The organism is Pauljensenia sp. UMB3104 (genome assembly GCF_030217285.1).
Taxonomy (GTDB): domain Bacteria; phylum Actinomycetota; class Actinomycetes; order Actinomycetales; family Actinomycetaceae; genus Pauljensenia.
In genome coordinates this window covers 1-20,153 of record NZ_JASONN010000004.1, presented here as the reverse complement: position 1 = coordinate 20,153, position 20,153 = coordinate 1, and the positions used below count along the sequence as shown (strand labels likewise).

At 62.8% G+C, this 20,153-nt stretch carries 18 protein-coding genes, 1 tRNA gene and 1 pseudogene; 19 read left to right on the top strand and 1 reads right to left on the bottom strand.

All coding sequences use genetic code 11. The annotated features are described in order from the left end of the window. Positions 1-90: 90 nt before the first annotated feature. Positions 91-660, bottom strand: coding sequence for a PPA1309 family protein (locus QP415_RS03120; RefSeq protein ID WP_034474752.1), 570 nt, complete (start codon positions 658-660; stop codon positions 91-93). A gap of 176 nt (positions 661-836) precedes the next feature. On the opposite strand from QP415_RS03120, the gene QP415_RS03115 reads away from it, so the two are divergent. The 19 genes and pseudogenes from QP415_RS03115 to QP415_RS03030 all read left to right on the top strand — a co-directional run bounded on the left by QP415_RS03115 (position 837) and on the right by QP415_RS03030 (position 19,932). Continuing rightward, the gene (locus QP415_RS03115) at positions 837-3,878 is read left to right on the top strand and encodes a UPF0182 family membrane protein (protein ID WP_285098835.1); all 3,042 of its coding nucleotides are present in this window, start codon (positions 837-839) and stop codon (positions 3,876-3,878) included. Positions 3,879-4,073: 195 nt separating this feature from the next. Beyond that, complete coding sequence (locus QP415_RS03110; protein WP_285098625.1) at positions 4,074-5,033, top strand: hypothetical protein; 960 nt, start codon at positions 4,074-4,076, stop codon at positions 5,031-5,033. A gap of 103 nt (positions 5,034-5,136) precedes the next feature. After that, positions 5,137-5,213, top strand: a tRNA-Met gene (locus QP415_RS03105). A 417-nt stretch (positions 5,214-5,630) separates the two neighbouring features. Continuing rightward, on the top strand, positions 5,631-5,894 hold the full coding sequence (locus QP415_RS03100) for a helix-turn-helix domain-containing protein (protein ID WP_285098623.1): 264 nt from the start codon (positions 5,631-5,633) through the stop codon (positions 5,892-5,894). Further along, on the top strand, positions 5,891-6,217 hold the full coding sequence (locus QP415_RS03095; protein ID WP_285098621.1) for a hypothetical protein: 327 nt from the start codon (positions 5,891-5,893) through the stop codon (positions 6,215-6,217). Before QP415_RS03100 ends, QP415_RS03095 begins: the two co-directional genes overlap by 4 nt. Then, a pseudogene (locus tag QP415_RS13740) lies at positions 6,214-6,405 on the top strand (helix-turn-helix domain-containing protein); the annotation flags it as partial. The gene QP415_RS03095 and the pseudogene QP415_RS13740, both read left to right, overlap by 4 nt. A gap of 399 nt (positions 6,406-6,804) precedes the next feature. Next, on the top strand, positions 6,805-7,620 hold the full coding sequence (locus tag QP415_RS03090) for a hypothetical protein (protein WP_285098619.1): 816 nt from the start codon (positions 6,805-6,807) through the stop codon (positions 7,618-7,620). A gap of 62 nt (positions 7,621-7,682) precedes the next feature. Then, the gene (locus tag QP415_RS03085) at positions 7,683-8,132 is read left to right on the top strand and encodes a single-stranded DNA-binding protein (protein ID WP_285098617.1); all 450 of its coding nucleotides are present in this window, start codon (positions 7,683-7,685) and stop codon (positions 8,130-8,132) included. Further along, entirely contained in the window at positions 8,129-9,151 is a 1,023-nt protein-coding gene (locus QP415_RS03080; protein ID WP_285098615.1) for a conjugal transfer protein, read from the top strand. The genes QP415_RS03085 and QP415_RS03080 overlap by 4 nt, the downstream gene beginning before the upstream one ends. A 10-nt stretch (positions 9,152-9,161) precedes the next feature. After that, positions 9,162-9,377 (top strand): hypothetical protein, encoded by a 216-nt coding sequence (locus QP415_RS03075; protein WP_285098613.1) that lies wholly within the window; start codon positions 9,162-9,164, stop codon positions 9,375-9,377. Beyond that, positions 9,370-9,918 (top strand): hypothetical protein, encoded by a 549-nt coding sequence (locus tag QP415_RS03070; RefSeq protein ID WP_285098611.1) that lies wholly within the window; start codon positions 9,370-9,372, stop codon positions 9,916-9,918. Before QP415_RS03075 ends, QP415_RS03070 begins: the two co-directional genes overlap by 8 nt. Positions 9,919-10,087: 169 nt before the next feature. Then, complete coding sequence (locus QP415_RS03065) at positions 10,088-12,394, top strand: ATP-binding protein (protein WP_285098610.1); 2,307 nt, start codon at positions 10,088-10,090, stop codon at positions 12,392-12,394. Further along, positions 12,372-12,863: a hypothetical protein gene (locus QP415_RS03060; protein WP_285098609.1), complete on the top strand. Its 492-nt coding sequence runs from the start codon at positions 12,372-12,374 to the stop codon at positions 12,861-12,863. Before QP415_RS03065 ends, QP415_RS03060 begins: the two co-directional genes overlap by 23 nt. After that, positions 12,836-14,830, top strand: coding sequence for a hypothetical protein (locus QP415_RS03055; RefSeq protein ID WP_285098608.1), 1,995 nt, complete (start codon positions 12,836-12,838; stop codon positions 14,828-14,830). The genes QP415_RS03060 and QP415_RS03055 overlap by 28 nt, the downstream gene beginning before the upstream one ends. Then, complete coding sequence (locus QP415_RS03050) at positions 14,827-15,462, top strand: hypothetical protein (RefSeq protein ID WP_285098606.1); 636 nt, start codon at positions 14,827-14,829, stop codon at positions 15,460-15,462. The genes QP415_RS03055 and QP415_RS03050 overlap by 4 nt, the downstream gene beginning before the upstream one ends. Next, complete coding sequence (locus QP415_RS03045; protein ID WP_285098605.1) at positions 15,459-16,517, top strand: C40 family peptidase; 1,059 nt, start codon at positions 15,459-15,461, stop codon at positions 16,515-16,517. Before QP415_RS03050 ends, QP415_RS03045 begins: the two co-directional genes overlap by 4 nt. A gap of 10 nt (positions 16,518-16,527) precedes the next feature. Beyond that, positions 16,528-16,737 (top strand): hypothetical protein, encoded by a 210-nt coding sequence (locus QP415_RS03040; RefSeq protein WP_285098604.1) that lies wholly within the window; start codon positions 16,528-16,530, stop codon positions 16,735-16,737. A gap of 454 nt (positions 16,738-17,191) precedes the next feature. Further along, the gene (locus tag QP415_RS03035; RefSeq protein ID WP_285098603.1) at positions 17,192-17,902 is read left to right on the top strand and encodes a hypothetical protein; all 711 of its coding nucleotides are present in this window, start codon (positions 17,192-17,194) and stop codon (positions 17,900-17,902) included. Next, positions 17,899-19,932, top strand: a complete 2,034-nt coding sequence (locus QP415_RS03030) for a type IV secretory system conjugative DNA transfer family protein (RefSeq protein WP_285098602.1) — start codon at positions 17,899-17,901, stop codon at positions 19,930-19,932. The genes QP415_RS03035 and QP415_RS03030 overlap by 4 nt, the downstream gene beginning before the upstream one ends. Positions 19,933-20,153 lie beyond the last annotated feature (221 nt).

The window sequence follows — 20,153 nt, the reverse complement described above, 5'->3', positions numbered from 1 at the left end:
GCCCACCCACCGCCTTCGGCCGGTAGGGTACGAGAGGGCCCCGGCCTCGTCCTTCTGGTCCGGGACGAGGCCGGGGCCTCCTCGTGATTCTCAGGCTTGCTCGTCCGTCACCGGCTCGAGGGACGCGCGCAGGGCGTCAACCAAGGCGGGAACGAGGTTCGAGCCCTGCCCGACCTTGTCATCGGAGTCGAAGGCGCGGGTGCGCAGCGCACACCAGGACTCGCCGGTGCGCATGACGCCCACCGCCAGGCGCACGTCGGTGCGCAGCGGGTGGTTGGCCACGAATGCGAGGGCTTCCTCGGGGTCCTCGGGGGCCTCGTCCTCAACCTCCGGGGGGACGACGATGCGCTCGACCGTGATCGCCGCACCGGGCACCGTCTCGGGCCACGCCAGGTGCGCCAGGACCTGCTCGATGTCGTCGTCGGCCAGGTCCTCCTGGATGATGGCGCTCAGGTGATCATCGCTGCCATCCCAGCCAGAGCGCAGCTGTGCGGCGATGTCGGCGGGCAGATTCGGGTCAGCCAACAGCGTCGCCGTGGGAACCAGCGCATAGATGGAAGGCGCGTGGTCCCAGCCCACCCGGGCAGCGCCCTTCTCGATATCGACAACCACGTTGGCCAGCGCGATCTCGCGCGCACTCGGCATCATCTCAACAGTCATGCCTCCCATAATCTCACGGAGAGCGAATAAGACCGAGGCGAAGTTACCTCTGTGCGCCGCTACACTGGATTGAAGCTATCGGTTTGACAGAGAGGAATGCCGTGAGCTTCGATTTTTCAGTCTTTCCCCCGGGCGGAGCGCGCGCTCCGCGAGACCCTGATCGTGCGCCCAGGCAGCTGACCGTCCGCAAGCCGGGTCCCGCTGGTATCACGATCGTGGCGCTGGCGATCATCGGAGCCATCATCTACGCGGCATCCATCGTGTGGACCGAGATCCTGTGGTTCCGTCAGATGAGCGCCACACGCGTCATCCTCACCCAGTGGGGAGCGCACATCGGCCTATTTGTCGTTGGCTTCGTCGTGGCGACGGCCCTGATCTTCTTCTCGATGTCCTTCGCCTACCGGCATCGTGCGTCCTCTACCCGCGGCGAGGCCTCGGCTGCCCTGCGCGGCTACCAAGAGGCACTCGAACCTATGCGTCGCCTCGCGTTCTGGGGCGTCGCTCTCTTCTTTGGCTTCTCCAACGGCGCGCGCCTGGCCACCGAATGGCGCACACTCCTGCAGTTCCTCAACCGTTCCTCCTTCGGGCAGGTTGACCCCCAGTTCGGGCTGGACATCTCCTTCTTTGTGTTCGTCCTGCCCGCACTTAAGGTGCTCGTCTCCTTCCTCATGACGGTCACCAGCATCGGCCTGGTCGCAGCAATCATCGTGTCCTACCTGTACGGGACGATTCGCCTCGCCCCGCGTCCTCACGCCTCCAAGCAGGCGCGCTTGCAGACCGGCATGATGGCGGCCTGCCTGTCCCTGTTTATCGGCGTGAACTACTGGCTGGGCCGCTACGAGCTGCTCACTTCGGATTCCGGCTCCATTCACGGCGCCATGTACTCCGATATCAACGCGACGCTGCCGGCGCACTCGATTCTGGCGGTCATCTCCGGCCTCGTCGCGGTCCTCTTCGTCGTCGCGGCCTTCAAGGGCACGTGGCGCCTGCCGGTCACCGGCGTGGCGGTCACCGTCGTCGCCGCCCTCGTTCTGGCTGGCGCCTACCCGGCCCTCGTCGAGCAATTCCGCGTGCGCCCCAATCAGCGCACCCTTGAGTCGCCCTACATTCAGCGAAACATTGATGCGACGCTGGCCGCATACGGGCTCGATAACGTCGACTACCAGACGAACTACGATGCGGCGACGACGGCCTCTGCCGGTCAGTTCGACAACGACGCACTGACCTCCCAGGTGCGTCTCTTGGACCCCAAGGTCATCACGAAGACCGTCCAGCAGCTCCAGCAGTCGCGCCTCTACTACGGCTTCAACTCCGGCATGAAGGTCGATCGCTACAACGTGGGCGGGGAACGGCGCGACACGGTGATCTCCGTGCGCGAGCTCAACCTCTCGGGCCTGTCCGCCGAGCAGCAGACCTGGGTCAACCAGCACACCGTCTACACGCACGGCTACGGCGCTGTCGCCGCCTACGGCAACCAGCTGACCAGTGACGGCCTGCCGTCCTACTGGGAGCAGTCCGTGCCCTCGGTCGGTGAAATGGGTGACTACGAGGAACGCGTCTACTTCAGCCCCGGTTCGCCCGACTACTCCATCGTCGGAGCTCCCGAAGGCGCCGACCCGCAGGAGCTCGACTACCCGGATGACACCGCGGTGGGTGGCCAGGTTTCCACGACGTTCACCGGCAACGGTGGCCCGTCTGTGGGCAACGTGTGGAACAAGCTCCTGTACGCGATCAAGTTCGGTTCCACGGACCTCTTCTTCTCCTCTCAGACGAACGAGGCCTCGCAAATCCTGTATGACCGCGACCCTCTGCTGCGCGTGTCCAAGGTCGCGCCCTACCTGACGCTCGAGCAGTCCGCCTACCCGGCGGTTGTCGACATGGACGGGGACGCCTCGACCCCCAAGCGACTCGTGTGGGTCGTCGACGCGTACACGACCACGAACAACTATCCCTACGCCCAGCACGAGTCGCTCTCGGACGCGACGGTCGACTCGCAGTCCACGCAGATGGGCCAGTACGTGCAGGCGAACAAGATCAACTACATGCGCAACTCCGTCAAGGCCGTCGTCGACGCCTACGACGGGTCAGTGCGCCTGTTCCGCTGGGACGATCAGGATCCGATCCTGCGCACGTGGGAGAAGATCTACCCCGGCAGCGTCGAGCCCATGTCCGCTATCTCCGGCGACCTCATGAGCCACCTGCGCTACCCCGAGGACATGTTCAAGGTGCAGCGCAACCTGCTGGCCACTTACCACGTCACCGACGCGGCTGGCTTCTACTCCGGCGGTGACCGCTGGCGTCTGGCCGAGGAGACCTCCACCTACGGCGCGGCTTCGTCCACCGACACGAGCCCGCGCATGGACGCGGCAGGCAACCCGCTGCCCGCACCGACCGCCCTGCAGCCCCCGTACTACCTGACCATGCAGATGCCTGGCCAGGATAGCGCCGAGTTCTCACTGACCTCCGTCTTCGTCCCCGGTGGCGGCGGCGAGGGACGTCGCGAGGCCATGGCGGGCTTCCTCGCGGTGGACTCGGAGACGGGAAATACGCCGGGCCAGGTGCGTGAGGGATACGGCAAGCTCCGCTTGCTCGCGCTGCCCTCGTCGACGACCGTGCCCGGACCCGGCCAGGTCCAAAACAAGTACGACTCTGACGAGAAGATCGCCACCCAGCTCAACCTGCTCAACCAGGCCGATTCGACGGTCATCCGAGGCAACCTCCTGACCCTGCCGGTCGGCGGCGGTCTGCTCTACGTGCAGCCCGTCTACGTGCAGGGCACCGGGTCGGCGTCATACCCCGTGCTTCGCTCGGTGCTCACCGCCTTCGGTGACAAGGTCGGATTCGCGCCGACCCTCGAGGAGTCGCTGCGCCAGCTTGTCTCGGACGATTCAGGCTCGTCAACCTCTCCCGGTACGACGACTCCACCGTCGGGGGACACCTCGCAGTCGGGTGCGAGCTCATCAGATGCGAGCACCCAGCTGTCCCAGGCCGTTAGCGACGCTGCGCAGGCCATGCGTGACGCGGATGCCGCGATGAGCAAGGGCGACTGGACGGCATACGGCGAGGCTCAGACGCGTCTGCACGATGCCCTGACTCGTGCGGAGGCCGCGCAGGCGGCGCTCGGTACATCCTCGTCGGCGACCCCGAACTCAGGTACGCCGACGCCCACTCCGAGCCCGAGCGCATCCGCCACGAGCGGAGCACAAAGCGGCTCATAGGCGCTCTGCGCCCGTTGCGCGCCCGGCCCTGCCGATCACGTTGTGAGGTGGGCCGGGCGCGTCCCATGTGCGGTGGTGTTTGTGCACGATCGGGAAAGCCCCTCCGTGTGTTTCGTCATGTCGGTAGCGCGCTGCCGATATGATGAAGATCATGCGTGCTCACGCGCCACCAACACACGTGGAAGGAACCTGACAGTGAGCAATTCTCAAATCCCGAACCCCCTGCCCAACCCTCCCGGCGGTGCACGTGGGGTTTTCACTGCTCCCGGTCAATTCTCCGGTGCTGCTCAGGGGGGCCCGTACCAGGGTGGCGCTCAACCGATGCCCGCACCGCAAGCCTGGGGACAGCCGGGCCCCTACGCGGCTGCGCCGAGTCCGAAGCGTCCACCGCTCTCCACGCGCGTGCGGGTCTGCCTGAGGCTTGAGCTAATCCTTTCGGTAATCGCGCTCGTTAACCAATTCATTCCCTATTTCTTCGACGACTTGAGCATCTTCTTCGAGCGTTTTACGAGCGTCTGGTTCTATGAGTCAGTCATTATGTACATCGTGGCGATCGTGCTGTCCGCTGTCGCGCTCCAAAAACGAAGCAACGCAGTGCGCTACGCTCTGGTCGGCGTCGTTCTCGTGTCCTTCCTGCTCATTGACCCGGTGCTCGCCGTCCTGGAAGGCGGGCGCTGGTACTGGCTATTTATGCCTCCGACGCTCCATCCGTCGGTCTTTGGTGATGTTTGGTATGCCTCCTTGCTCGTTGTGCGTATGGTTCTGATCTGGCTGATCGTGCGCTCGATTGTCATCATTGCCATTGTCCTTGCTGTGCCCGACCGGCGTCCCTCTGCTTCCACCCCCGTCGGTGCCCCCTTCGGTGCTCCGGTCGGCTATTACCCTCACGCGGCAGCACCGGCGCAGACTGTGTCGCCGCAGGGAGCTCCGATGCAGGTGCCGACGAATCAGCCTGCACCCCCTCAGGGAGCTCCGATGCAGGTGTCGACGAATCAGCCTGCACCCCCTCAGGGAGCTCCGATGCAGGTGTCGCCAACCCAGCCCGCGTCGCCCCAAGGGATGCCGGTGCAGACTTCGAGTCCCACCCTTGCGCCTCCGAGTGGAGCGCCCGTCGTGCCCGGGACTCCGGATGATTCCGCGTCGGCCCCGCAGTAGAGCTTCGGTTCGACTGCTCCTGACAGCGTCCCGTAGCTAGGACGTACATCACCGCGTTCGGTTTGTGTCCTCCCGTTGGATGCTCTAAAGTATCTAAAGCCGACGCGGGGTGGAGCAGTTCGGTAGCTCGCCGGGCTCATAACCCGGAGGTCGCAGGTTCAAATCCTGTCCCCGCTACCACCACAGACCCGGTCCCGTAAGGGGCCGGGTCTCGTCGTATCTGAGCGGTCCCGGCGGGCACGTATGGCGCGGGCACCCAACCGCCCGACCCGTCCGGGGTGGGCATGAGGGCATCGACAGGGATGCCAAAGTGGGTTGCAAGTAGTGCTAGTTCTTCCGCGCTCCACTTCGCCTTGTCGTAGAGGCGGTTTGAGACCGATTGCGGCAAGGTTCCGAGGAGGGTGCCGACGCTCGCTCTAGAGAGTCCGTGTGCCATGAAGTACTGCGAAAGAGTGAGGCTCACAGCTCCATTGAAAGTGAGCTGCGCAGCGGCACCAACTGTCGAATGATCAAGCATGCAATAAGTGTCACAGATGAAAGACAAAATTGCAAGTGTAAGAGCTTGCCCACATCTGAAATATGTCATAGTCTTGACGCATGAAAGAAAATCTTTCGCACGAGTCGCAAACGCTCACCGCCAAGGAGGCGGCGGCGTTGCTTCCAGGGATGACCTATGCGCGGCTGATGCGTCTTGCTAAGCAGGGTGAGATTCCCTCGATCCAGTATGGGGCGGGCGCGCGTCGATTCTTTCGCATCGTGGATCTTGCCGAGTACGCACGTGCGTCAGGTGTCGAGTTGTCTGATTCGATTGGGCAGGCGCGAGATGTCCCGATTCCTGGTCTTGGGAGGGCCGGGCGATGAAGCTGAGACTCTCCAGGCCGGTAGATACGTTGCTGCGGCATGCGGATGAGGACCTCATGGATCTGGTTGATGCCTTGGGCGTTGAGGGGACGAACCTGGGGGAGAGTCTGGAGAGCGTGCGTCGCATGCTTGCCCAGGCCACGCGAGAGTATGCCGCTGACCGAGAGGCGCGCGGCGTTGCGTATGGTCAGTGCATCGCCGCGCTGACGAAAGCGCGCACGGCGCTCATCATCGGTGACCGTGACGCATGCACTGATTCCCTGACCTCTCTCGACACTCGCCTGCGCGATTTCCTTGCGGAGAAGGGGAGTGAGGGGCGATGAGCGTCAAGGTCTCTAGCTGGGTGTGGGGCTTGGAAACCCTCACGGACAATGCCCCGTTGCTTGTTCTGCTGGCACTGGCGGACGCCGCAAACGATGAGGGCTACTGCTGGCACAACCAGAAGACGTTGTGCAAGAAGTCGCGGCAAAGCACCTCGACAGCGCGCCGCGCGTTGCGCAAGCTCGAAGCAATGGGGCTTGTGACGACATTTCGTCGCATGACCTCGAAGGGCCTGGCGTCCAACCTGTACCTGCTCAACGTGGGAGCGGAACCTGATCACACGCTCCAATCCGACCAGAGCGTCACGCTCAACGTGCCCGACGGCGCAACCATCGACGAGGTTATCGCCGAGGTGGAACGGTATCGACTTTTCCGCATGATTCCGCGACCGGTCAAAATGACCGGAGGGGGGTCCGGTCAAAATGACCGGGGGGTCCCAGGCGGTGCGACTTTTCCGCATGATTCCGCGACCGGTCAAAATGACCGCAGGGGTCACGATGACCGGAGGGGTGCGGTCACCCATGACGGGACCCCCCGGTCACAGGTGACCGGTCCCTATAAGGAAGAACCATCATATGAACCGTCATTAATGAACCAGACCCTACCCAACCCTCCCCAGCCCCCACGCGATCCGGTCGGGTCGGGTGCCATCCAGGATGATCTCTCAGCACAAGGCGCAGTGCCCGGCTCGGCTGACGCCGACGCCGAGGCGGCCACGGCTCGCGGAGAACTGGCGGCCGAAATGCTCGCCTCAGGAGAGAATCCCGCGAGCCTGCTGGTGGAAGGCTGGTGGAACGCTGGCCAGCTCGCCGAGGCCCTGGCGTGGGCAGCCGAGCATCCCGCACCGGCGCGGGCGCCGGAAATAGCCCAGCAACGCCAGGAGGTTGGCCCCCAGGCCGCCCGTCAGGAATCCGGCCACGTCGACGAGGCGAGCGCGCTCATTGGGGCGTGCCTGCCCGAGTGGATGCAGGCCATGGACCGCACCGGTGCCCGCCAGGTCGCAGACATGCTGGCTGAGCGCATCGCTGCGGGATGGACACCCGCTCAGATTCGGGGACTCATGGGCGAAAAACCCGCCAATGGCGTGCGCCGTATGAGTTCGCTTGTGGCCTACCGCCTCGACCAGAACGCGGGAATCGCGGACGCGCCCCAAGCTCGCACGGCTGCGGCGCGCCAGGCGCAAGCAGCCGCAATCGACGCCGCGCGCCAGGCGCAAGCAGCCGCGATCACCGCCGCCGCCGAAGCTGCCAAAACCCCCGAAGAACGCGCCCGAGAAGAGGCTCACAAGCGGCTGTGGGAACACATGCGCGCAGCCCATCCCCAGGCCAGCAACGCCGAACTCGCTGGCCTCGTGCACGAGGCCATGAAACAGGTGAACGACCTCTCAGCAGTGCGTAGCGCCTGAACTCTTTTTCCGCTGGTCAGTCCAGATCCCCAAACCAAAACCACACAGAAAGGTTCGAAATCATGACTACCCACACGTTTGTCGGTAATCTCACCGCTGATCCTGAGTACCGTCCCGCTTCGGATGGGCGCGCGAGCGTCCACCTACGGATTGCATGCTCGGAACGCTACTACAGCATCAAAGCACGCGAGTGGCGATCAAAGGACCCGACTTTTTGGGATAGTTATGCCTGGGGCGATCGCGCCGAGGCCATCGCGGCAGCCGGGTTCCGCAAGGGCAACCCCGTTGTGCTCGTGGGCGAGCTCGTCGCTAACTCCTGGATGGATGAATCTGGGCAGACACGCCACCGCACGACGGTCGCAATCGAGGCCGTTGGTCTCAACGTCGCGATCCCGCGCCGCAAGAGCGCTTCCGCCCCGGCCACACAGACACCGCCTGAATGGTCTGAACCCCAGCCAGAGGTTGAAGATCCTTCGGGCGTGGTCGATGCGGCTGCGGAGGCAGGACTGTGAGCCTGCCGTCAACGCCTCCGACGGGCGAGAGGGTCGCGGGGATCCCCGCGCCCCCTCACCATGCTCCCGATCCCGACCCGACCGTATCCCAGCCCACCGCTGTCGAGCCCACCGACAGCGAGGGGGGAGTGAGCGAGACGGAGGAGAAGAGCTCGCGGCGGCGGGTGCTGCCGTGGGAAGTGGCAACCCCGTCACGTCGACAGCGCGTGGCGCGCGCTGTCGTGATCGCATCGGTAGGGTTCTTCGCATTCGTGGGCGCGTGGCGCGTGTTCGTTGCGCCCCCGCGCGCCCCCGAGGCCCAGGCTCCCACAGAGGTGCCCCAGTCATGGGGGATCGACATGACGGCCGCCGCGTCGGTGGCCGAACGTGCCGCCCGCGATTACGTGGCGGTGGGTGAGGGCCCTGCCCGCACGGAGGCCCTGTCGCAGACGTGGGCGGGTGCGGGTAATGCCGGATGGGACGGAGCAGGCAAACTCTTGGTTACTGATTCATACGTCGCTTCGACTACCGTTGAGGGAGAACGCGTCAACGTCCTGGTAGCCGTCGAGGTTGCAACTCCACCAGAGGCGAAGACAGCAACAACCGGGTGGGTGGGTGTCTTGGTGCCGATCACCAACCCCACCACGACCCCATCGGTGGCCGGGGCTCCGGCACTGGTGGGACTCCCGACGGCCCCGACATCGAGTAGCGCCGCGATCGCTCACGAAACCGATCAAGAGCTCACGGAAACCACCCGCGCCGACATCGAGGCGTTCGCGCGCGCGTGGCCGGGCGGGGACGTCGACGCCTTGGTCGCTCCAGGCGGCAGCGTGGATGCCCCCGCCCTGACGGGAGCGAGTGCCAAAATCACCTCCTGGCGTGTCTACGCCGGGAGTGAGGAGAGCCGCCAGGCAGAGATGAGTGTCGCCTGGAAGCTCGGGGACGCAACCCTCACAAGCCAGTACACCGTCACGATCGTACCGGTGAAGGCCCATGACGCCACACGCTGGCAAATCTTCTCAATCACCACAACCAACTAAGGAGACTCTCATGTTCGGTGGCCTCAAAGACTGGACCCTTACGGGTGCAGGCAACATCTTCGTCATCATTCTCGCGGTGGGAGGCCTGTATTTTTGGGCATCCGATCGCCACGGCAAACTCGCGGCATACGTTCTTTCGGGGGCGGTTGTTGCAGCGATCATCTTCAACTACGACACCGTTTTCACGTTTTTGGAGAACCTGGCTAACAGGATCTTCAATGTCTGAAGCACGCATCCATACGCGGAGCTTTGAGTTTCCGCGCAAGCTCTACCAGATTGGCCCGATGGGCCTCAAAGATGGTCTAGAGGTCGACTTCCTCAAGATCGGCGGGCTCTTTCTGGTGGCCTGGTTCGCGGCCCTCACGCTCGTCTTTGGTCTGCCCACGCAGGCAACGTTCCCTCTGTACGTGACCATCCCCGTGGTCATCGTGTACTGGGGGTTCACCCCCGACCCCAAACATGCGCGTCGCCGTCGCCTGGTGGCATGGATGCTCGCCGCCCGCTACGCGTTGGTTGGCCACATCCCGATTGTGGCCGGGAGACGAGTGGGAGAGCGCGGAGGTGTTCTCACTCCCCGTGAGCGCATCGACGTGGCCACCTGGTGGCGTACTCGCGTCCTCCACAAGGACGACGAACACCTGTGGGAATCCGCGACCAAGGGCGCGCGCCGCCCCTTCCCCGCAGGTCAGCCGATCACGCCACGCGTTGAGGTGCGCCTGTACAGCTTCGAGCACATGCAGACAGTTAGGAACCGCCGTCATGTTTGACTCACTCAAACGGGCCGTTGGCCTGTATCCGCAGATGGGGCGCTCATTCCCGACCTATCGTGCGATCGCTGACGGCATCATCGTCACTGCTGATCGTGCGACGGTCTGGATGGAGATCACGCCAGCGTCGACACAAACGGCGACGACCGCTGACCTGGACGACGAGGTTATGAGCGCGATCGCCCAAGCGCAAGGAGCGCTGGCTGATTACGATTGCCAGCTCAAAATCGTGTGGGGCGCCATCACATCGGACACCTACAGAGAGGACGCCCCCACGTTCACGCAACCACAGGCCATGGCGTGGGCGCAGGCGCGAGCGGATTCGATCGACTCCTGGGAACTGCCCGAACGCCACGTGTTCATCGGGGTGGACGTGGAAGACCGCACCACGCCCGGCGCGGTCGCCACGATTAACGCAGCCGCCGACTGGATCAGCGGAAATCGCAACGCGATTCCCGTCAAGGAACTGGAATACCTCGACGGAAAAATGCGCTCAATCATCGGACGCATGACCGGAAAACCCTTCCAGGCCCTGCCCGTCCCAGCGGAAACCCTGGCATGGCTGGTGGGCCGCGAGACCTTCCGAACGAGTGAAGCCAAGCCTCGGGAGGGAACGATCACCGGCGCGCCCCTGGCCAGGCTCGGGCGCGGCCGCGTCGTGCCTTTCCGGGATCACCTGCGCTTCTACGACGCCCAAGGCACAGAAGTGGCCTACACCGCGTGCCTGCTGATCACCGAGTTCCCCGAGACCGTCGACACCCTGAGCAACGGGCAATGGCTCCTCGCGCTGTCAAATATCGCGCGACCCACGATGGACGGCGCACAAGCCGTGCTCCCAGAAGCGTCCGTGAGGTTTAGCTTCATGAGCCAGGCTAGTGCGCTGAAACGCGTCGCTAAGACACAGAAGCGGGCCAAGCACCAGCGCAGGGACGCCGAAGAATCTCACGTCGAGGAAGCCGACGAAGACATCTTGCTGGCTGAGGAAGAGATGCGCTCACTCGGTCTGGAGATCAAGCGTGGCCGCACGTCCCTGGTGGAGGCGTGGCCGATCCTCACGGTCACCGAGACGACGCTTGATGACCTCTACCTAGCCGTTGATGCGGTGGTTGAGGCCTATGCGCAAGCAGGAATCACGGTAGACGTATGCGCCGACGAACAAGACGCAGCATGGCTATCTAGCCTGCCTGGTGACACGGTGCGCATCGAGGACATGAACCACGTCATGGACGCCACAGCATTCTTTGGGTCCTGGTTCTGGGGTGGATCCATCACCGGCGACCGCGAAGGGCCGGTAATCGGGTACACCACGGGCGCCACACGCTCCCTCGTCCATTTCCACCCCACCGAAGCACCCTTGCGAGGCGACACGACCACCATCGCTCTCATTGGGAAAAGCGGGCGCGGGAAAACCACAGGCGCGCAGCTCATCGCACTAGATGCAGGAGCGGAGGGAGCAATGACGATCGTTTTCGATCTCAAAGGCGACCTTAACAACGAACACGGCGGGCTAGTTGCAGCCGCCACTAGCATGGGTATCAATGCGCGCCGCATCGACATGTCGGCCCGCTACGCGGGCACCTGCGACCTCCTGGCCACAATGGACCCCGAGGACGCGCGCACGCATGCGCACAGCCAGCTCATGCTCCTGATTTCGGACAGCCTGCGGCTGGCGGCTCATCCTGTGCTCATGGAGCACATCGCCGCCCTCCTTGATTCCGGTGACGAACGATCGAGCCACCGGCTCATCGAACGCATGGAGGCAGGAGATGAAATTGCCCAGCGCGTGGCCCGAGAACTGCGCTCGTATGAGGGAGATGCGATCGGTCGCATGATCATCGGCCAGCGCACAGAAGAAACGCTGACAGCAGAACCTGGCATCACGTTGATTCAGTTCCCCAAGCTCGACCTGCCACAAGTGGGCACCGCACCCGCCGAGTGGACCACCACCCAGCGCGTGGGTGCGGCCGTGGCACGCGGGGCGCTCGCGTGGGTTATGACGGTGGCAAAAACGCAAGCTATGCGCAGCCTGCGCAAGCTCGTGGTCATTCCCGAAGCGCACCTTCTTACGGCAAACCAGGACGGTGCGACATTCCTTAACCAGATTGCGCGACTAGGGCGCGCTCTGGGCGTCTCGCTTGTGATTGATAGCCAAGATCCATCTTCGATTGCCGATCACGACGGAATCATGGAACAGATTGTAACCACCTTCGTGTTCAGTCAGAGTACAGAGAAGCAGCAGGACGCGGCCGCACGCCTACTCGGGTTGGAACCCTCACCCGACGTGCGAGCCATGATCGACACTGTCTCTGTCGATCCCGCCAGCGGCGACGTGTGGCACGGGCACTGCCTCATGCGCGACGCCCGCCGCCGCGTGGCCACCATCCAAATCGCTATCCCCAATGACCGAGTGCGCCAAGCTCTCGACACCACGCCACCTAGGAAGGAGACTCGACATGACCTCGACACCGCCGCCTAAACGCCGAGAGCTCGGCATCGTGTGGGCAGCCGTTGTAGGAGTGATCATCGTGGCGGCCGTTGTGTATGGGATTGGACGAATGGCCACGCAAACGCCAGCCCCCGTGCCCTCGCCAGCGGCACAGGTGACCACCTCCCACGACGAAGCTGGCGCGCAAACGGCAGCTCGCGCCGCATGGGACTACATCCACGCCTCCTACAGGACGGCCGACATGGTACGTCAGTACTGCGACACGCTCATCACCCGCCGTTTCGCTAGCACGTATGGGATGCAGCGCACGTGCGCCAATCCCGTCGACGCCCATGGAGACAGCCCAGGCACTTTCATCGACACGGACACCGTGAGCTACAACGAAACCACGGCCGTGATCCGTATCCGATACATCAACGCCAAGCAAAAGACCGTAGAAGACCGCTACACGATGATCTGGGAGGAAGGCTCATGGCGCTTCGACACCGACGAATGGTGAAGACCGCTCGTCTGATTCTGGCAGCCGTCGTGGTTGCGATCGCTGTCATGTGGTCGGGATCTGCTGCATGGGCAGACGACGAGGACGCACAGAGCGGGCAGTACGAGGTTGACGGGATTGGGAGCCTGATCACCGTCCCCGACCTCAAAGACAGCGACGAACCAACCCTGTTCGAGACCTATCCCGTGTGGGCCTACCAGTGGGACTACGTCGATAAGAGCGGCGTCACCCAAGTCGTAGATAACACCGTTGATCGCAACACAAACACGCTGGCGAACTCAACGTTCATGCAAGCTCAGTCCTGGACACTCGCCGCGATTGCCATGAGCTGGCAGACCATGAGCTTCGATTCATACACGGCGCTTGGAACCCAGCTCACCGGCTCGATCGGCTCCGTCTCAAACGCGTTCGTCCAATGGCTTTTGCCCTCCACTCTCGCCATTGGAGCGCTGGTGGCATGGGTACGGGGATCCTCATCCCCGTCCCAGCTCGCCACCCAACTGGGGTGTTGCCTGGCCGCTGGCGTCGTGGCGATCAGTCTCGCGAATACGCCAGAGCAATACGTCAACGGTATTAATGCCTTCCGTGACGCTGGAACACAAACAGCGGCGGCCGCCGCCGTCGGAGCCAGCGAGGGGCTAACCGAACCCATCGAGGCCGCCACCCCGACCTTCACCGGCACCGAGCAGAACAACGCCATGCGCCAAATGGGCGACGCGATCTGGCGCACCTTCGTCGTCACCCCCTGGTGCCAAGGCGAGTTCGGAAGCATCGAGGGCTGTAAGAAACACGGGGAAACCGTGCTGAGTAAACCCCTATTCTCCAGCGACGCGGAGACCAGAAGCGCTTACCTTGACAGCGCCGCGTTCAAGAGCGCCGTAGGCGAAGACTCTGAAGCATACGCAACGATTACCGGCCACAACGCCCCCATACGGCTTGTGACAGCAATTACCGCCCTAATCGCCGCGTTTGTATTTGCCGTCATGGTCCTGGTCCTGAACTGTCTCGTGGCCTTCAACCTCATGCTGGCACTCATGATGCTGGTCGTCGGAGGACTCTTTGCCTGCCTATGGGCAATCCCCGGAGCACCACGACAATGGGCCAACAATTGGCTGACACTACTGTTCAATTTCACGGTCATGAGCTTCCTCGTTCAGCTGGTCCTCACCATCGTTCTTGCTGTAGCGATGGCAGCTATGAGGCTCACCTCATCCATGGGATGGTTCACCTCACTGATCCTGACAATCACAGCCATGATCGCTTCGCTCGTTCTCCTCGCCCACCTTAAACGCATCTTCCAGGCCAGCGATACGGGGCTTGCGTCCAAGGCGCGAGGATTACTCGGGGCCGCGTTCGCCGTCCGATACCTGCTGCGGGGCCTGGGGCGCAAACGCCCGCGCCCCCGCGCCCCCAAGCAACCACGTGACAAGACGCAAGGAGCGACGCTACCCGACGCGCCCGACGGAGGTATTGTGCGCCCACGCGGCATGGGTGGAGCGAACAAGCCGCGCCGCCTAGGACCAGCTCCCACAGGCGGTACCACCGGTGCAACCGCCGCACCCACGCCCGAGCACACCACCGAGCAAGCCACACCCGAGCACACGCCCCGAGGCCGTTACACGCGAGCGAGCGGCGAGGTGCCCAAAGAGGCCAAGGCCCCCACGGAACGACAGAAAAAGCCAACGGGCGCGCCCACCGCTCCTGAGCGCACCACACCCACGACTCCCGCTCCCGAACGCGACAGCCGCCTGGGACACGTTGACCCCACCGCGATGCGGCCCCAAAATACCGGGCGTACCCTTCCGCCGCGCACCTACCAGATGCCCCGCACAGGGAATGCGGGACGACCCGAATCGGCACGCCCCGCGCCTCGCGTTGGATCAGGTGTCGGTAACGCACACCTGCGACGTAACGCGCCGCGTCGACGCACCATCGACGTTACCGCCAAGAGGGGAGCACGCGCATGACGCCAAGCAAGTGGGATGGGCTCCTCGACGAGGCCGGAACGCACAAACCCTACCAGTGTGCCCCGGCCCCCAGGCGTGGCCCTACCATCATCGCCCTGACGCTCCTTGCTGTGATTGCGGCGGGGGCGGCCGTCCTCGTATGGAGACAGTGGACTACCGCCCCCACGCCCGAGCTTGCGGCATCACCGTCAAGCACACCAGCCATGGATCCGACAACACCCCCCATGCCAGCACCTGCCTCATCAGCACCGAGTACGCCTGAGACACCAAGCGCCTCGCCAGACGTGTTCGAACCCGCCCGCAACACCGCTGAAGCATGGATGCACGCATTCATGGACAACCGAACGGTCGACACCCCATGGGCGAATATCGAAGAAGCGATCAGCCCATACACCGCCAAACCCCTGGCCGTATATCTCGTGAACACGCCCGAGGCACAAACCGCGGGTGTCACCCCCGGCACACGGCTCGTGTCAGTCGAGTTCTCCCAGATCGAGGAAGACCCAGCACACCCGTCGACATGGAGCGCCACCGTGAGCTACACGCGCACAGACAACACGACCGGAACCGGCCGCATCACCCTAGAACCAGCCCAAGGAGGCTGGCGGGTCACGAGATGGAGCGCCCAATGAACGACAACGCGCGCGGAGCCCTCGCCTTGGGAGCACGCCTCATTAGCATCAAGGCGTGGGCGTTAGGCGCCCTGGTCGCCTTCATCGCCCTGATATTCCTCATGGCCCCGGCCGCCCTCGTAGCTCTGACAAACACCGGATCAGGGACCGGATTAGGCGCTGCGGCTGCCACCGGCGTCAGCGACGCCGTACCAGCCACCTACCGCGACGACGTCCTCAAAGCAGGAAACATATGTGAAGGAATAACACCCGCACTTATTGCTGCACAAATTGCAGCCGAATCCAACTGGAATGAATCAGCCGGTTCGGAAGCGGGCGCGCAGGGCATCAGCCAGTTCATGCCTGCCACCTGGAATAGTGGCGCAGGAATGGACGGAGACGGAGACGGAAAAGCAGACATCAATAATCCGCATGACGCTATCTACAGTCAAGGGCACTATATGTGCGCGAAACTCAAAGAAGTAGACGCCCTGCTTACCGCTCAAAGTGTAGCCGGGAACCGCATTGAACTGGCGCTTGCCGCGTACAATGCAGGCACGGGAGCCGTCGAAAGCGCGGGCGGGATCCCTATCAACGGCGAAACCGAAAAATACGTGCCTAAAATTATCAATGCAATTCCCATGTACCAAGGAGCTGATGGAAGTCTGCTTCTCGCCTCCCAAAGCGGCATTGGAAGCGGAGATGATGCAGAAGCAATCGCATGGGCACAATCAATAGCCAACGATGACTCCCACGGATACGTATGGGGAGCAGAAGGCCCCGAACACTACGATTGTTCAGGCTTTACCATGCAATTCATGGCTCGCAGAGGAATAACTCTCCCACACTATGCAGACACACAAGCCAGAATGGGGGTCGAAATACCGGAATTTCAAGCAAAGCCCGGTGACCTCATTTTCTGGTCTAATGACAATGGTCGCTCGTATTACCATACCGCGATCTACATCGGAAATGGTCAAATGATATCCGCCGATTCGCCCACCCAAGGGATCAATGTTGAACCCATTTGGGGTCGCGATCAACACGTTATATTCCGAACCTACGCAAACAACTGAAAGGACCATCATGGCTGATGCACGACGAGAATATAAGCCCTATCGAGACCAGATTACCCGCGCTCTGAGCGCCGATGTTTCAGAGCGCTGCTACTACATTCTCAGATGGAAAAAACTCACCACCGGTACCGCCCTATACAGGCTCATTGAGGAGGCCGTTGAACAAGCCTGGGGCAACGAATACGATAGCGCAGAACATATTCACCTCCCCAAACAATAAGTCCCGCACCGGCGAGTGTTTCGCCACCAGTGTCAAGCATCCCCGTCGCCACTTCCCTCCTCACTACCACACCAAGACCCATGACAACCCAGATGACAACAGAGTGACAATCTGAGTTGTCATCACACCCACGAAACCCCAAGGGGTATCCTGCCCTCCCGACGCTCGACCCCCCTCACCCAACGACAAGCATTGTGCGAGGGGGGTCGAGCGTCGGGAGGGCAGGAAGAAAGAAAGTGGGTGTGAAGAACGAGGATAAGGATAGATGGTGTGGTAGTGAGGAGGGAAGTAAGTGGTTACGTATCGTTGGCCGCGCGGCAAGTCAGCAGTATAAGAGATGTAATAGGCAAAATACAGCAGACAAAGATCTGCATAGCGAATGTTAGTCTTGTAAGCAGATGAACAATCGCGTGAATACAAAACGTTCCGTTCAATCTCAGGAGGCACCATGCTAGTGAGTGAAGCCGATCAACGAATCTTGTCGTTTCTCGCGAAGTTCCGCTTTGTTCCTGTTGAGATTATCCGAGCCGAGTTATTTGCGCATCAGCGCGCATCGTCGGTGAAGCCATATGTCTCACGTCGCTTGAAACATCTTCGCGACCTTGGGTTCGTGCAGTCCGAGTACGTTCTCGGGAAATCGCAGGTTCATTCCCTCACCCCGGCAGGAGCCGAATTTATGGGTGTCGAAGGCGGATCGGGTGCGGGCGTTAAGCTCGCAGAATACGCGCACGACCGCGCATGCATTGACGCCTACCTCGCTTTACTGCATAGAGGAGATAGGACGCATCTCATAACGGAACGAGAGGCGCGAGCACTTACAACAGACCCCGCAGAGAATCCATACGCGATTGCTATTACACGACCGAGCGGCAAAAGAGGAATAGCGTGGCCGGATATCGTAAGCGGTGAGCGAGGAAGCTGCATCGGATATGAGGTTGAGTGGAGCCCCAAAACCAAACGGCGACTCATCTACCTTATGCACGGATACGCATACTCAGAGAATTACCGAATTGGCGTCTACTTGACAACGCCGGACTCGCATCGCGTCGTCAGTGAAGCCGCAGAAGAAGCCAACACAACATTAGAAGCCAGAGGAATGGGCAGACCCATCGCGGTCTATCCTCTCGCAAAGATATTAGACAACGAGACCGGACGGGAATCATGAGTGCGCCACGAATTCGATTCACTCGAAATGTCGTTCACACCGAAAAGCAACAAGTCGCGCGATTCATTTTCGGCGCGGCCGTCATTCTGAACCCCCTGACCGCGACAATTGCAGGCGCAATTGTCGCGCTGGGCCGGATCGGCCGCGACCGCATCCACGCCTGGTGGGTATGCGCCGCCGGAGCACTCGCCACCGGTCTGGGAATCTGGATGGGCTGGGCCACCACCTACGGCGACACCTACATCACCGTCCTACACGACCTGTGGAGCGCTTTCCTTCGGCGCGAAAGCACAACCAGCGTCATCCACGCCAACTGGCAGACATGGGCGATCGCCCAAGCACCTTTCGCGGCATGCGCCGGGATCCTCGTCGCGGGCATCTACCTCGCCTACCGCAGGCGCTTCGACGCCACCTGGCGTGAGATCGACGACGATGCGGGGCCGCGAGCTCGCACCAAGCGGCCGGCCAGCGCTAAGCGCGTGCATCGAGCTAAGGCCAGGCAACGCGCGGCCACAGCAACCGCACCGGCCGCAGCGACCGTGAACGACCTCGACGTGCCAATCGGCGTCGACGAGGCAGCCCGCCCCGTGAGTCTCGACGCAGCCGCCCTGCGCACCCACGGCGTCGTCATCGGCCCGACCGGCGTCGGGAAAACCCAGGCGCTCGAAAGGGTCCTTTACGGGTTCACCGGCGCCCCGGCCTCGCGAGACCTACATCTGCCAGCCGTCGTTATCGACATGAAAGCCGACCCCGACCTCGCGGCCACCCTCGCAGCTATCGCCAAGCAAACTGGTCGCCAATTCCGCCACGTCACCGTCGACGCCACGGGCACCAGCTACAACCCCCTCGCCGGACTCACCGCCGACGAAATGTCTGACGCCCTTTATGAAACGCTGTTCGCGGCCGACAAAAACGTCAACCTCCACTACGCAACCCTCTCGCGTCGCCTGCTACAGCAAGCATGCCGTGTGTGTGTCGATCTCGCCGACGCCCGCGTCGCTCGCGTCGGGGGCGGCACATGGCAGATCGGCCTGGCCGACGTGGCAGACCTCCTCAGCATCAAGACACTGCGGTCAGTGACGCCGTTCGTGTCCCCAGCCGTGGCCGCGTCCCTGACTCGATACCTCGACGACCTCGACGCCTCGAAAAACGAGGGCGACGTAGGCGACGTGAGAGACCGCGTCGCCGTCATCGTCGACACCGCCGCAGGCCGCACTCTCGACGCCACAGGGTTCCAGTTAGAACACGCGATACGTGCCGGGGACATCGTGTGCCTTTCCCTCGACGCCGCAGGAGCACCCCAAACCGCTCGCACCATCGGCACCCTCGCAGTGCAAGACCTTTGCGCGACGTTCGGACGCCTCGCACGCGACGGATGGGGCAAAACCCACATGTGCCCCGTCATCCTCGACGAATTCGGCGCCCTGGGCACACCCAGGGTCGCCGACCTGTACGCCCGCGCCCGCAGCGCAGGCGGAGCCGTCCTACTAGCTACCCAAGACCTCGACGCCGACCTCGAAGCCGTCAGCCCCCAGTTCGCGGCCAGCGTGCGCACCAACGCCAACGTCTGGCTAGTCCTACGGCAGACCAGGGGAGAAGCCGCAGACGCAATCGCCCGCGACATCGGCAGCCGCCTCACCTGGAAAGAAACCGTCCAGGTAGAGGACGACTGGGACGCACTCGGAGGCATGCACGCCGCAAGCGGCGTCGGCAGCCTCCGGGAGGTTGATGAATTCATCCTTCATCCCAACGACATCAAATCCCTACCCCAGGGCGGCGCATACCTTGTCGTGAAAGTCCCCTCTGGCACGATCAACGCCGCCGAAGCCGACACCCGCATCGAGCGCGTCCACATCAACGCCCTCACCGACGAATGTACAGCAAATATAGCAATGCCAGCGAAACAGGCAAATATAGCAAATGTAGCATCCCAGCCCGTCCGCACCACGCCAACGCCAGAGCCACAGCCCGCCACAACACCAGCGACAGACATGCCCGAAGCATGGCCCGACGCCCCCGACTGGGAATGAACGCTTCACGCGACCGTGGTTTGCAGGCACCCAACGGGGTACCTGCAAACCACACGCGCAACCAATCACCACGACCACAGGCGGCGGCGTCTTCGCCCCTGGTTGTCCACAGCGTCCCGACGGCGCGGCCGTCGGCTGTGGACAACCAGGGGCTTGCTTGGGTGGGTGGTGGTGGCTGGGGGCGGCGCACCCAGTGTGGACGGCCGGACACCTCGGGGGGG

Coding starts and splice junctions, on each gene's coding strand:
- QP415_RS03120 (WP_034474752.1), bottom strand. CDS start 660: ATGACTGTTGAGATGATGCCGAGTGCGCGCGAGATCGCGCTGGCCAAC.
- QP415_RS03100 (WP_285098623.1), top strand. CDS start 5,631: ATGAAAGAAAATCTTTCGCACGAGTCGCAAACGCTCACCGCCAAGGAG.
- QP415_RS03095 (WP_285098621.1), top strand. CDS start 5,891: ATGAAGCTGAGACTCTCCAGGCCGGTAGATACGTTGCTGCGGCATGCG.
- QP415_RS03090 (WP_285098619.1), top strand. CDS start 6,805: ATGAACCAGACCCTACCCAACCCTCCCCAGCCCCCACGCGATCCGGTC.
- QP415_RS03085 (WP_285098617.1), top strand. CDS start 7,683: ATGACTACCCACACGTTTGTCGGTAATCTCACCGCTGATCCTGAGTAC.
- QP415_RS03075 (WP_285098613.1), top strand. CDS start 9,162: ATGTTCGGTGGCCTCAAAGACTGGACCCTTACGGGTGCAGGCAACATC.
- QP415_RS03070 (WP_285098611.1), top strand. CDS start 9,370: ATGTCTGAAGCACGCATCCATACGCGGAGCTTTGAGTTTCCGCGCAAG.
- QP415_RS03065 (WP_285098610.1), top strand. CDS start 10,088: ATGAGCGCGATCGCCCAAGCGCAAGGAGCGCTGGCTGATTACGATTGC.
- QP415_RS03060 (WP_285098609.1), top strand. CDS start 12,372: ATGACCTCGACACCGCCGCCTAAACGCCGAGAGCTCGGCATCGTGTGG.
- QP415_RS03055 (WP_285098608.1), top strand. CDS start 12,836: ATGGCGCTTCGACACCGACGAATGGTGAAGACCGCTCGTCTGATTCTG.
- QP415_RS03050 (WP_285098606.1), top strand. CDS start 14,827: ATGACGCCAAGCAAGTGGGATGGGCTCCTCGACGAGGCCGGAACGCAC.
- QP415_RS03045 (WP_285098605.1), top strand. CDS start 15,459: ATGAACGACAACGCGCGCGGAGCCCTCGCCTTGGGAGCACGCCTCATT.
- QP415_RS03040 (WP_285098604.1), top strand. CDS start 16,528: ATGGCTGATGCACGACGAGAATATAAGCCCTATCGAGACCAGATTACC.
- QP415_RS03030 (WP_285098602.1), top strand. CDS start 17,899: ATGAGTGCGCCACGAATTCGATTCACTCGAAATGTCGTTCACACCGAA.